This window comes from Neobacillus sp. BF23-41 (assembly GCF_041106275.1).
Window position 1 is genome coordinate 120,810 of sequence record NZ_JBGBPR010000001.1, and the last position, 13,787, is coordinate 134,596.

A 13,787-nucleotide genomic window follows, 5' to 3' on the forward strand; every position below is an offset into this window, starting at 1 on the left:
TTTTCGGATATTTGTCGAGTAAAAAAACGAACATTCATTCGTTTATTTTCAAAACAAAATCGGTGTAAAAAAAGGAAAATCCCCCTGACTTTTGTATCATTTTGCATTTTTAGTAGTCCGAAAAGGATAATTTCCTCTATTGTCAGACTTTTTTCTAATCCTAGTTTATTAAGAAAAGCTCTAGCGCCCTGTTCAGCGGCGTATGGCCTGGAGCGCTCCAACTGAGATAAAGGACACGAAGAGCCGAAGGCGCATTCGTGCTTGACTTATCGTAGGGCGGAGAGCGAAGGACACTAGCCGCTAGGGCGCTGGAGCTGGACAATTTTCAAAGTCGAAATTTAAACCTTCTTATCTTGTCAAAAAAGTCACAGAACGCTAATTAGCATTCTGTGACTCTTTTAAAATTCGAAGGAGAAAATAGCAGCCAAATTTCACTGCACGGCTCCGGTTCGCTTCCCTTGTTCCGCCAAGGGTGATCTTTTCTACAATTGTCGGCCTTCCCTTAATTGCAATCCCTACATAAATTGTACCAACTGGCTTGCCTTCAAGTTCTTCAGGACCAGCAACACCCGTAAAACTAATCCCAATATCGGTTTTAAATACCTTTGAAGCATTTTCGGCCAGCTCTCTAGCACATTGTTCACTTACCGCACCATGTGTTTTAAGCGTTTCTTCCTGTACATGTAATAGCTGTCGTTTCACTTCATTTGAATAACAAACTACACCACCGTAAAACACTGAACTTGCACCCGAAATTGATGTTAACTCTTGCTGGAATAGTCCTCCTGTTAAACTCTCAGCGGCAGTAATCGTTAAGTTTCTTTCTTTTAAAGATTTCATTACTTCTATCAAAAGCGACGTATTATCATAGCCATATAAAAATGCACCAAGACGCTGATTTATCGTCTTTTCTAGTTCATCCAGCATAGCCTGTGCTGCATTTTCGTCCACATGTTTTGCTGTCAGTCGTAAAGTAACCTCCCCATCTCCTGCAAGCGGGGCTATCGTTGGATTGCTTTGCGCATCAATTAAATCAATAATTTCTGTTTCCAGAGCTGCTTCTCCAATTCCAAAAAACCTTAACACCCTTGAGACAATTTTCTCGTTGGACTTGTTTCTTGTAGAAAGAGCCTGTGACCCATACTGGAGAAACATCGGTTCCATTTCCTTTGGCGGGCCAGGCAGCAGCATATACGTATGACCGCCGGATTCTACAACCATGCCCGGCGCCATCCCATGATCATTTGGGAGAATGTGAGATCCTGCTAATACGAGTGCCTGCTTTCGATTATTTTCTGTCATGACCCGATTGGTCCGATTAAAAAAAAGTTCAATCGATGCTAACGCCGTTTCATCGATAACGAGTTCTTTACCAAGCTGACGAGCAATCGTTTCCTTCGTCAAATCATCCTTTGTAGGCCCAAGCCCGCCAGAAAATATTATAATCTCTGCACGCTTTTGGGCTATTTCAATTGCAGACTTTAGCCTGTCAGGATTATCACCAACAACTGTATGAAAATAGACATTAATACCAAGCCCAGCTAATTGCTGAGACAGAAATCTCGCATTCGTATTCACAATTTGACCGAGCAATAACTCCGAACCAACTGCAATAATCTCAGCATTCATACCAATACATCTTCCTTTACAACATAGTAGAATTAAGTTTACTTTGAATTTTTAAGGACATGACTATTTTTTGCAAAATAATCCCATCCAGACCAGATAGTAAAAATTAAAGCCACCCATAATGACACTATATCAAAACGGAATGGTATCATTGCAAAAATTATATTATGTAATAAAAGCGATGATATCGCGACAATTTGCGCCCATGTTTTAATTTTGCCGAGCATATTAGCCGCAACAACTTCGCCTTCCCCTGCAAGCAAGAGGCGTAAACCTGTTACTGCAAACTCCCTGCTAATAATAATAATAACTAACCATGAAGGTGCATAAACATCATTCAGTTCAACTAAAACGATAAGTGCAGCCGATACGAGTAATTTGTCAGCTAATGGGTCAAGAAATTTCCCCATATTAGTGACAAGGTTATATTTACGGGCATAATGTCCGTCAACCCAGTCAGTTGCAGAGGCTAAAATGAAGATCAATGCACCGACAAAATGGGTAACTGGAAGGACGGTCCCAAGAAGTTGCATGTCGCCCCATTTAAAAGGGGCAAGCATAATAATCAAAAATATTGGAATTAATAATATTCTTGATACCGTTATTCTATTCGGAATATTCATAGTTTTCCTCCGTTTATTTATTAAAAGTGAAAAATAGTCATCTACAGATGACTATTCGTCTTTCAGAACATATTGAATCGTTATGTTCTGAACATTCGCAGTCGCTGGGACTGCATACTCGAGCTTTTGGTCATTCACATAAATTTCAGTGTCAGCAGCATTTCCAACCCTGATCACAGCCATACTTTCTGCTGATAAATCTTCTGTCTGGCTCTCAGTTGTACCTGTTTTTAGTGTTCCTTGAAAAAAGGATTTCCCTTTCCCATTTTTAATACTAACCCAGGTTTGACCTTTAGAAACCAACTTCACAATAAATTTATCTGCATTTTTTAATTCATAGGTTGAATTCCTGCCGCTGCTTTGAACTGCTGTAATTTCTTGTTTAGGTGTTTCTTCTACCGTTGTTTGTTCCTCTTCCTGTACTGTATTATCCTTCTGTTCCTCATTTACTTTCTGATTATCTTTATCATCTGCTTTTTCTTTTTCAAGATTCTTCGATGTAACAATTTTAACGGGTTCATTCTGATTACTAATTGATTCATTTGAATTTCCACCAGCATGATTCGATATAAAGTAATATAAAAGGCTTGCTGCACCAATTACAAAAACACCGATTAATACCTTTGGCAGAATATCAAATATTTTGGAATTACCTTCAGTAATTGTTTTGTGTGTTTTCACTCTAGACAATTGCTGGGGTAAGTCATCATTATAGGTAGCAGGAATTTCGCCTTTATAGGTTTCAAAGATTTCATCAGGATTGAGACTTAAAGCCTCTGCATACTGTTTAATAAATGCACGCACGTAGAAATTTCCAGGCATGCTCGCATAATTACCTTCTTCAATACCAATTAAATACCGCTTTTGAATTTTGGTCATGGATTGGACATCATCCAAGCTTAATCCTTTAGCTAATCGGGCTTCTTTTAGTCGATTCCCTAATTCAGTCAACTGTTAACACCTTCCAATTTATTAAAAATCAAAATCACCAAAATCTGATCCGGAGAACATGTTATGCTGATCAACGACTTCATATGTAATCTCTTCTTCCGCGTCATTCCTAAGCTCAATAATATAATCAAAATCATCGAGTGTGTATTCTGAATTTTGTACAAAGACATCAGGGTGCTCGATTACTTTTACTGACGGTAGACGCATGATTTCTCTGACAAGCTGCCAATGACGTTCATTTGCTCGTTTTGTTGATACTATTCCATCAAGAATAAATAGATTATTTTCGTTGTACTCATCTTCAATTAATTGATTGCGGATTGTTTGTTTTAACAGTGTCGATGAAACAAATAACCAACGTTTATTTGCACAAACACTCGCTGCAACTAATGATTCTGTTTTACCGACCCGTGGCATTCCACGAATACCAATCAGTTTATGGCCCTCCTGCTTAAATAATTCTGCCATAAAATCAACTAATAAGCCAAGTTCATTCCTTACAAAGCGAAAGGTTTTTTTATCATCAGCATCTCTTTGAATATATCGGCCATGTCTAACTGCAAGCCTGTCACGCAGTTTTGGTTCCCTAAGTTTAATTAGTTTTATTGTGTCCATAGTATGTAAAATTGACTCTAGTCGTTTAATTTGATCATCGTCTTTTGCTAAAATGAGCAAACCACGTCTTCCTTCATCCACACCATTAATCGTCACAATATTAATTGAAAGCATACCCAATAGGGATGAAATGTCACCCAATAGCCCTGGACGGTTCTTTTGAATCTCATATTCTAAATACCATTCTTTTTTCACGATATAAACCTCCTATAAAGAAGTTTCGACACTTTTCTGCATTTCCTCATCTAACCCCTATAATAAATGATTTTGGATGAAGATGAAAGTAAAAACACAGATATTCGTTTTTTAATGGAGTTTATAGATTTATACATACAAAAAGAGAGGAGAAACCTCCTCTCTTTTAGCGGGCGCCATTATTTTGAATCAATTTAACCATGATATTTGCAATAGCTTGTTGTTCTTCTTTATCAGCAACAGACCAAAGATCAGCAAGAATTCTTTCTTGCTCGTTTTTTGGCTCTACTTGGCTTGATAAATAATCACCAATTTGAAAGGCAAGATTATTAATTGCTCCCTCACTCATACCTTCATTTTGTGCATGGTGAAGACGTTCAGCAAGAAAGTCCTCCCACTGTTTCCAGTTATCTAAAACAGACATTGTTTTCCCTCCTTTAAATTAGTACAAGTTTATTTTGCGATGAAGTGAAGGGAACTATACATGAATAACTTGTGAATTTTATGTATACCAACCACCATTTAACGCAAGGACTTGCCCGGTCATATAGGAAGATTCATCTGAGAGCAAGAAAGCGACACTCCTCGCTATTTCTTCTGGCTGACCAAGTCTTCCCATAGGTATCTCATAAGAAATCTGGTCCATCTCTTCTTGTGAAAAACCTTCCATCATTGGTGTCGCGATCGCACCAGGGGCGATCGCATTAACGCGAATGCCATTCAATGCTAATTCTTTACTTAATGCCTTTACGAAGGCAATTTGTGCACCCTTTGCGGTAGAATAGACCACTTCACAGGCCGCACCTGTTTGACCCCAAATGGATGTAATCACGACAATGTTCCCTTTACCTTTAACAAGTAATTTCGGCAGGAGCTCTTTGGTCAGCATTAATGGATTTAGTACGTGAACATTCATTAATGCCTCTGCTTCAGACTGTAGCAAATCAATAAGAAGCCCATATTGACTGTTTCCACCGCAATGGATGATGGCGTCTAGCGAAAAAACCTCAGAGTAGACTTTCTTATAACCATTAGGGCCGCCAAAGTCTGCTTGGATAGGAATATACTCTCCACCGAATGGCAGCAGTTTTTCGATTAGGTCTCGAATCGATTGTTCATTTTTATTATAATGCAGATACAAATGATAGCCTTTTTCAGCGAGGTTAAGCGCAATGGCTTGTCCTATTCCACCACTTGCCCCAGTGATCAGTGCATATTTCATTTCTTCACTCTCTCTCTAATAAAAAACTTTTATACGAAGAAAAAGCGCCGTGTTACGACGCTTTCACTTTTCTATTTTTTCTTTGGAACTACTTGGCAAACTGAAAAGCGTTCTTCCGAGATCACCTCAGATGCTAGTGATTGTATATCATTTAAGGTGATTTTTTCAAGTGTTGGAACAACATCAAAAAGATTCATATCATTAAATGCATAGCGAGTAAATTGATTTGCAATATATTCAGGTGAATTAATCGCTCGTAGAAATGCCCCTATCTTCTTTCTTTTCGCTCTTTCCAATTGTTCTTCATCAAAAATCATTTGGCTTTTAGCCTTCAGAAGCATTTTTTCTAGTGTTTCAGCCAGCTTATCAGGTTCACCTGTATCCCCGCCAATCATCGCAAACCCAAAGCCTTGTTCCTGCGTGTAATCAAAGGAAAAGGTTTCATCAATTAATCCTTCATTATACAACTGATTATAATTTTCTGAGCTTTTTCCAAACAATAGATCCAGTAATACATTCATTGTTAATTCATTTTTAAGCAATTCATCGCCTGTTTGGTCGACATGAAGTGCTTTAATACCCAGTAAGCATTTTGACGTTTGAACATTCATTTCAAGTACTTGTTTCTTTTCAGCTGCTTGTGGGGGTTCTGTTTCAAATTTGCGCTTGATTTCAGGCATATCCTTGTATTCTTTTTTTGCTTGATTTTCTTTCACTTGGTTCATGAAAGTGTTGGGGTCCACTGGGCCAACAATAAATAAAAGCATGTTGCTCGGATGATAGAAGGTGTTATAGCATTCATATAGCCAATCTTTTGTAATATGTGAAATAGACTCAATGGTACCTGCTATATCAATCTTAACTGGATGGTTCTGATATAGATTTTGGATTAATCCAAAGTATAAGCGCCAATCTGCATTATCATCATACATTGTGATTTCTTGCCCAATAATCCCTTTTTCTTTTTCGACCGTTTTTTCAGAAAAATAAGGATCCTGAACAAAATCAACGAGTGTTTCAAGGTTCTTTTCAACATCAGAGGTGCTTGAAAATAAATAAGCAGTCCGTGTAAAGGAGGTAAAAGCATTTGCGGATGCCCCTTGACGGCTAAATTGCTGGAAAACATCACCGTCTTCCTTTTCAAAAAGCTTATGTTCTAAGAAGTGGGCTATGCCGTCTGGTACTTTAACATACTCCTCTTTGCCTAATGGAACAAATGTATTATCAACAGAACCATATTTCGTCGTAAAGGTAGCAAAGGTTTTATTAAAACCCTTTTTAGGCAAGATATATACATTTAGTCCATTGGCTAGTTTTTCATGATAAAGCTCTTCCTGAAGCTGGTCAAAAGTTATTTTCTCCATCTATTTGCCTGCCTCCGTTCCAGTTAAGAAGTATATGGTATCAATTTCGATTTTTTTTGCAACTTCTACAATTTCTTCTTTCGTAACCTTTTGCATTTCTTGAAGCCATGTATCCAAATTAATATTTGCATCGGCCACGACGTTATGATATAGAATTTCCGTAAGTCCTCTTGATGTGTCTATCGTCTCAAGAATTTGATTTTGAATCACTGCCTTGGTTTGTACGAGCTCTTGGTCTGTGAAATCACCATTTTTCATTGCCTCTAATTGATCATGGATAATGCCAACTGCCTGGTCATAATTTTTTAAATCAATGCCTGACATAACCATCATCAAGCCTTTGTGACTTTCAAGACGGCTCGCTGCATAATAAGCAAGGCTTGCTTTTTCCCGCACATTAATAAATAATTTGGAATGCGAGAACCCCCCAAAAATGCCGTTAAACACCTGCAAGGCAAAATAATCTGGGTCCCCATAGACGATATTTGTCCGATAACCAATATTTAATTTACCTTGTTTTACATCTTGTTCTTCTTTTATTTCCTGTACCTGAATATTTCTGTTTATTTCCTGTGGTACTAACTTTTTCGGTTTTCTATCCTCAAAATGTAAAAGTTCAGCAGCATAATTCTTTACCTCTTCTTCATTTACATCCCCGATGATATATAAATCCATTTCATCATTAATAAAAGCGTTTTTATAATATTCATATAGATTCTCAGCTGTTATGGCATCTACATCTGCTGCATCTCCATTTACCTCTAAGGCATAAGGTTCACCTTTACACATTTCTTGTATTAGTCGGACATTCGAGTAGCGCATTTTATCGTCAAAAACTGATTGGATCCTTTGTTTTTGTGTCCGCTTCTCCTTTTCTACAGTATCATGGTCAAATGCATTACCCTTAATATTTGGTTTGGTTAATATTTCGGCTAACAATTCGAACCCTTTTTTTAATAATGGGCTTGGATCACTTAAGAATTTTTCATTGGCAATTTCGATAGAGAAACTCATTATATGGTTTTCACCTTTTTTCGAGAGGTCAACATAAAAGGTGGCACCATATAATTCATCGAGATACGAACGAAGTGCCGTGGTTGTAGGGTACTTTTTAGTGCTGCTTTGCAATACTTGAGGGAGAAGAGCGCGTTTGGTAACATCCTCCTTTGTTAATGGTGCTTTCATCTTCCAAATCAATGTATTCGTTTTATATTTTTCTGTTGGTATAAAGTGTAAGTTATACCCCTTAAGCGGTGTTATTTTTTCTGTAGCAGTGGCCATTTACATTCCTCCTTAACTATTCAAAGGTCATACTTAACAATATGTAAACATTTTTCTTTATATCTTTTCCTTTGAAATAAAACCTATACTTATTACTATAATTTGACATGCTTGGTCATTACAAGCAAATACTCTTTGTTTCAAAAAAAAGAACCTCTGAAATAAAATCAGGGGTTCTTTTTTCAACCTATTATCGATTTCCTTTGATGTAGTGGGTTCCACTAGCTTTTGGTGCATCGGCACGACCGATGAATCCAGTTAAAGCTAATATTGTTAACACATATGGAGCAATTAACAAGTATACATTTGGAATTTCCTTTAAGAAAGGTAAACTTGATCCAATGATACTGATACTTTGCGCGAAACCGAAGAAGATTGCAGCACCTAATGCACCAAGTGGATGCCATTTACCGAAAATCATTGCGGCTAACGCCATGAAACCTTGACCACTGATTGTCGAGTGGCTGAAGTTAGACGTAATGGATTGTGCATAAACTCCACCACCGAGACCACCAAGAGCTCCAGAAAGGATGACGCCCAAATAACGCATTTTGGTGACATTTATACCCATAGTGTCTGCCGCCATCGGATGTTCACCGACTGAGCGTAGGCGGAGACCAAATGGTGTTTTGGTAACGATAAACCACACTAAAATGGCAACCAAAATTGCTAAAAACGATGTCCAATACGTATTTTGGAAGAAGATTTTACCGATAACTGGAATATCCTTTAAAACAGGAATATCAATTTTGCTAAACCCCTTACTGATAATTCCAGTTTCACCTTTATCATAAATGAGCTTTACAAGAAAAAGGGTAAGTCCTGTTGCGAGTAAGTTAATCGCCACACCGGAAACCGTATGGTCCGCCCGGAAGGTAATTGCCGCAACCGCGTGTAATAAGGAAAAGATTGCTCCTGCAGCCATTGCTATTAATAATGCTATCCAAGGTGTAGCACTTCCAAATGTATCAAATGTAGTTAAGTTAAACACGATCGCCGAAAATGCCCCAATTACCATTAAACCTTCAAGTCCAATATTAACTACCCCAGAACGCTCCGAGAAAATACCGCCTAATGCAGTGAAGACAAGAGGAGCAGCCCATAATAAAGTAGATGGAATAAGAATGATTAAAATATCCATTAAACTCAACTTACTTCCCCTCCTTCTTACTGAATCGGTCAAGAAATACTCTTATTATATAGCTTGATGCAACAAAGAATACGATTAACGCAATAATGATATCAACTAATTCATTTGGTACTCCAGCTTCAAGCGGCATGTTTAGTGCTCCTACTTTTAGAACACCAAATAGTATCGCTGAGAAAAATACACCTAGAGCAGTATTACCACCTAGTAATGCCACAGCAATTCCGTCGAAACCAACGCCTGAGAATCCACCCTTAACAGCGGCATATTCGAATGTTCCTAGTCCTTCCATAGCACCAGCTAAGCCAGCAAATGCTCCGGAAATAACCATTGAAAGGATAATATTTCTATTCACGTTCATGCCCGCATATTGTGCGGCATGTTGATTAAAACCTACTGACCTTAATTCAAACCCTCTTGTTGTTCTTTCTAATAAAAACCACATTATAAAGCAAGATATAATAGCAAGAATAATACCCCAGTGAAGTCTAGAATAGTCAGTTAGACTTTCTAACCAGCCAGATCGTAACGTTGCCGATTTATGAATAGGACCTGAATTGTCCCCATGATTTGTGATTACATTACGAATAAGATAATTCGATACATGTAAGGCTACATAGTTCATCATAATGGTTACAATTACTTCATGCACACGAAAACGTGCTTTTAATAGACCAGGAATAAATGCCCAAAGTGCACCTGCAACTATGGAAGCTAAGATAGCAAGTGGTAAATGAATAATACGAGGCAGGTCAAAAGCTACCCCTACCCAAACTGCTGCAAGCCAGCCTACTAAGAATTGCCCCTCAACACCGATATTAAATAAGCCCACTCGGAAAGCAAAAGCAACAGCTAATCCGGCTAAAATATATGGGGTAAACTGTCTTACTACTTCCCCGATATAATAGATATCTCCAAATGCGCCATTCCATAGTGCAGTAAAGGCCGCAATTGGATTGTACCCACTAAATAACATGATAATTGTTCCAACAATGATGCCTAATAAAACAGCAATAATTGGTGTTAAAATACTTTTAAACCGTTTAGACATGGTTTTGTTCACCCGCTTCCTTTCTATTCGATCCAGCCATCAACAATCCAAGTTCCTGCTCAGTCGTTTCCTTTGGATTAACAACAGCCACGATTTTCCCCTCATAAATAACCGCAATACGGTCACTAACATTCATAATTTCATCCAATTCAAAGGATACAAGCAAGACACCTTTCCCATTATCGCGCTGCTCGATTAAGCGCTTATGAATGAATTCAATTGCCCCAACATCCAAACCGCGAGTTGGCTGTGCCGCAATGAGTAGGTCAGGGTTACGGTCTATTTCACGTCCAATAATCGCTTTTTGTTGATTACCACCAGAAAGGGCACGTGCCAATGTGTATTCACTTGGTGTACGAACATCAAATTCACTTATTAGCGATTTAGCCTTTTTATAGATTTCACTAAAGTTTAAGATTCCGTTCTTTGAGAATGGCTTTTTATTATACGTTTGTAAAACCATGTTCTCTCCAATTGGGAAATTCAATACTAACCCGTGTTTGTGGCGATCCTGAGGAATATGACCTACGCCAGATTCAGTAATTTGCCTTGGAGTATGATTGATCAATTCTTTGCCATTTAATTTTACACTGCCAGTTTCAGCTTTTCGTAATCCTGTAATTGCTTCAATAAATTCAGATTGTCCATTTCCATCAACTCCAGCGATTCCGACAATCTCCCCAGCACGGATAGAAAGATTAAGACCATTAACAACCATAACACCACGAGGGTCTTTAACAACCAAATCCTTGATTTCAAGTACTTCTTGTTTTGGAGTTGCTTCCTTTTTATCCGTTTTAAAGACAACCTCACGTCCAACCATTAGGCTTGCAAGTTCATTAGGGTTTGTTTCGCTTACGGTTACAGTTCCAATCCCCTTACCTTTACGAATAACGGTACAACGGTCTGAAACTTCCATAATCTCTTTAAGTTTATGGGTAATGAGAATAATAGATTTGCCTTCTTTAATAAGCGTTTTCATAATTTGGATTAATTCTTTAATCTCTTGTGGTGTTAATACGGCTGTAGGTTCATCAAAAATAAGAATTTCTGCCCCACGATAGAGTGTTTTTAAGATTTCAACCCGTTGCTGCATCCCCACCGAAATATCGGATATTTTCGCTTGCGGGTCAACCGCTAGACCATAGCGCTCTGAAATTTCACGAACTTGTTGTTCTGCCTTTTTAAGATCAATTCGACCAGCTGAGGTTATTTCTCTACCAAGGATAATATTTTCAGTGACAGTGAAGGTATCAACCAACATAAAGTGCTGATGGACCATTCCAATTCCAAGATCATTAGCGATATTAGGGTTTGCAATGTTAACCGGTTTCCCTTTCACACGGATTTCACCTTGTTCTGGCTGATATAAACCAAAGAGAACATTCATCAAGGTTGATTTTCCTGCACCATTTTCTCCAAGCAAGGCATGGATTTCACCCTTTTTTAATTGAAGGGTTATGTTATCATTCGCAACGAAGCCATTAAACTCTTTACGGATGTTTAGCATTTCAATTACATATTCCATCTTTTCTCACTCCCTGTGATAAGGTAAAAGGAAAAATTGACCAACAGTAGTAAGAGGTCAGACCTTTCCGAATTTTAAAAAAACAGGGAATTCCTCCCCACTAAAATCTTAAATGAAAAGTAGAATATTTATTCTACACTTCAGTTAGGATTCCTTAGAAAAGAATAAGCGAGCACTAATTAAATCCCGCTTATTCCTCACAAAAAATTATTTTACACTAAAAGTCTTTAATTCAGCTCGAGTTCCTGGAACTTTTACTGCACCTGATTTAATCTTTTCAACCCATTCTTTTACTGCAGCTTCAATCGCATCTTTTTTATCTGCTTTTGCGTTGATTGGCGCTACGCCTACTCCATCTTCAGCTAAACCGTATAATGCAACTTCACCACCTGGGAAATTGCCATCCATTGCTTTTTTAGATAAATCCTGTACCGCAACGTCAACACGTTTTAGTGCAGATGTAAGAACAATATCTGGACCCATGTCGTTTTGGTCACGGTCTACACCGATAGCCCAAATTTCTTTACTAGGATCTTTTGCTTTTCTGTCAGTTGCTTCTTTGAATAGACCGTTCCCAGTACCACCAGCAGCATGAAACACTACGTCCGCACCTGAAGAATACATTTTAGATGAGATATTTTGACCTAATTCTGCTTTATCAAATGCACCTGCATACTGAACATCCACTTTCACTTCAGGTTTTGCAGCTTTAACGCCTGCTAAGAAGCCAGCTTCGAAACGTTCGATAACTGGGATTTCCATCCCACCGATGAATCCAATATGGTTAGATTTTGTTTGAAGTGCAGCTGCTACACCAGCAAGGAATGCTGCTTCTTGCTCTTTGAAAAGAACACTTGCAACGTTTGGTTGTTTAACTTCAGCATCAATAATTGCGAAGTTTGAATCTTTTTGTTGCTTCGCAATTTCTTCTACTGCCGCTTGCATTAAGAAACCAATACCATAAACTAAATCAAAATCTTGACGTGCAAGAGTATTTAAGTTAGTTGAATAATCAGCATCAGACTTTGATTGAAGGTAATCATATCCACCTTTACCTTTTGTTAAGCCATTGTCTTTACCGAATTTTTGAAGACCTTCCCATGCAGATTGGTTGAATGATTTGTCATCAACACCACCAACATCAGTTACCATTGCTACAGAGAATTTATTTGCCTTTTCTCCACCTGTAGCGGGTTCTTTACTTTTATCATCACTTTTTCCACATGCCCCCAAAAGTGTACCAGCAGCTAGAACTAGTGATAAAGCCATTCCAATTTTACGCTTCTTCATGGTATTGACCCCCTATGAATATGGTTTGATTTAGTAAAAATGTTTTTATAGCAAGACTGGTTGCGTTTTCAAAAAGGCTAAAAAATTAAATTCTTTTCCTTAAAACATGAAAACTAAACTTGTCCGCTTTAAAATAGTTTACCGAAAACAGGATTGGTTCATCCATTTCATCGAAATGCATTTGTTTTAAAACTAACAAAGCAGTTTCTGGGTCGCATTCTAGAATTGGGGAAATTTTTTCATGATAGCCAATTGGCTCGATTTGAGCAACCGCGTATGTAATCCTTCGGTTTGCCTTATCTTCCAAAATACTGAAGATAGATTCTTCTGTATGGGAAAAAGTTTCTGGCAATATGCGTTCTGGTACCTTGTCGACACAGTAGACGACCGGTTCTCCATTTGCGGTTCTTACCCTCTCCATCACGAAAATCTCCTCACTTGTAGAACAAGAGAAACGACGAACATCCTCTTCGGTCGGACCTTGCGTTGATGAACTAAGGAAAATTGTTCCTGGTATCATTCCAGCTTGCTTTATCATGGCAGTGACACTATTAAGTTGTTCAATCCCTGAAGTAAACAATGGCTTAACATTAACAAAAGTTCCAACACCGTGGCGTCTAATGATAACGTTTTCTTCTTCAAGTATTCGCAATGCTTCTCGAAGGGTGGCCCTGCTTACACCGAGCTGTTTAGCAAGATCAAACTCAGAAGGTAATTTTTCCTTTTCTTTATAAACCCCATCAGCGATATCTTGCTTTAACCGATCGATTACTTGTAAGTATAAATGCCGGTTATCTGATTTTATAGACATGCTGTTTCCTCCAGCCTTATTCCTTAGACATCAGACATCTGATATCATTTCTACTAATCGAAATTATATTAACACTTTTT

13 protein-coding genes are annotated in these 13,787 nt (G+C 38.1%); all 13 read right to left on the reverse strand.

Annotated elements, in window-relative coordinates; translation table 11 throughout:
• Positions 1-375: 375 nt before the first annotated feature.
• The 13 genes from AB7942_RS00490 to AB7942_RS00550 all read right to left on the reverse strand — a co-directional run bounded on the left by AB7942_RS00490 (position 376) and on the right by AB7942_RS00550 (position 13,707).
• Positions 376-1,629 (reverse strand): competence/damage-inducible protein A, encoded by a 1,254-nt coding sequence (locus AB7942_RS00490; RefSeq protein ID WP_369445428.1) that lies wholly within the window; start codon positions 1,627-1,629, stop codon positions 376-378.
• Positions 1,630-1,667: 38 nt separating this feature from the next.
• Positions 1,668-2,252, reverse strand: a complete 585-nt coding sequence (gene pgsA / locus AB7942_RS00495; RefSeq protein WP_088086420.1) for a CDP-diacylglycerol--glycerol-3-phosphate 3-phosphatidyltransferase — start codon at positions 2,250-2,252, stop codon at positions 1,668-1,670.
• Between the two features lie 51 nt (positions 2,253-2,303).
• Positions 2,304-3,203: a helix-turn-helix domain-containing protein gene (locus AB7942_RS00500; RefSeq protein WP_369445429.1), complete on the reverse strand. Its 900-nt coding sequence runs from the start codon at positions 3,201-3,203 to the stop codon at positions 2,304-2,306.
• Between the two features lie 21 nt (positions 3,204-3,224).
• Positions 3,225-4,016 carry a DUF3388 domain-containing protein gene (locus tag AB7942_RS00505; RefSeq protein WP_088086418.1) on the reverse strand — a complete coding sequence of 264 codons (792 nt, stop codon included), beginning with the start codon at positions 4,014-4,016 and terminating at the stop codon, positions 3,225-3,227.
• 163 nt (positions 4,017-4,179) lie between these two features.
• On the reverse strand, positions 4,180-4,437 hold the full coding sequence (locus AB7942_RS00510; RefSeq protein WP_088086417.1) for a DUF3243 domain-containing protein: 258 nt from the start codon (positions 4,435-4,437) through the stop codon (positions 4,180-4,182).
• Between the two features lie 78 nt (positions 4,438-4,515).
• Positions 4,516-5,235 (reverse strand): elongation factor P 5-aminopentanone reductase, encoded by a 720-nt coding sequence (gene ymfI, locus AB7942_RS00515; protein WP_369445430.1) that lies wholly within the window; start codon positions 5,233-5,235, stop codon positions 4,516-4,518.
• Positions 5,236-5,306: 71 nt separating this feature from the next.
• Positions 5,307-6,599: an EF-P 5-aminopentanol modification-associated protein YfmH gene (yfmH, locus tag AB7942_RS00520; protein WP_369445431.1), complete on the reverse strand. Its 1,293-nt coding sequence runs from the start codon at positions 6,597-6,599 to the stop codon at positions 5,307-5,309.
• On the reverse strand, positions 6,600-7,880 hold the full coding sequence (gene yfmF, locus AB7942_RS00525; protein WP_369445432.1) for an EF-P 5-aminopentanol modification-associated protein YfmF: 1,281 nt from the start codon (positions 7,878-7,880) through the stop codon (positions 6,600-6,602).
• A gap of 190 nt (positions 7,881-8,070) precedes the next feature.
• On the reverse strand, positions 8,071-9,030 hold the full coding sequence (locus AB7942_RS00530; RefSeq protein ID WP_088086413.1) for an ABC transporter permease: 960 nt from the start codon (positions 9,028-9,030) through the stop codon (positions 8,071-8,073).
• A gap of 1 nt (position 9,031) precedes the next feature.
• Complete coding sequence (locus AB7942_RS00535) at positions 9,032-10,078, reverse strand: ABC transporter permease (RefSeq protein WP_088086412.1); 1,047 nt, start codon at positions 10,076-10,078, stop codon at positions 9,032-9,034.
• Complete coding sequence (locus tag AB7942_RS00540; RefSeq protein WP_098932994.1) at positions 10,071-11,606, reverse strand: ABC transporter ATP-binding protein; 1,536 nt, start codon at positions 11,604-11,606, stop codon at positions 10,071-10,073. Before AB7942_RS00540 ends, AB7942_RS00535 begins: the two co-directional genes overlap by 8 nt.
• Before the next feature lie 207 nt (positions 11,607-11,813).
• Positions 11,814-12,896, reverse strand: a complete 1,083-nt coding sequence (locus AB7942_RS00545; protein WP_369445433.1) for a BMP family lipoprotein — start codon at positions 12,894-12,896, stop codon at positions 11,814-11,816.
• 85 nt (positions 12,897-12,981) lie between these two features.
• Positions 12,982-13,707, reverse strand: a complete 726-nt coding sequence (locus AB7942_RS00550) for a GntR family transcriptional regulator (protein ID WP_335711475.1) — start codon at positions 13,705-13,707, stop codon at positions 12,982-12,984.
• Between the last annotated feature and the right edge of the window lie 80 nt (positions 13,708-13,787).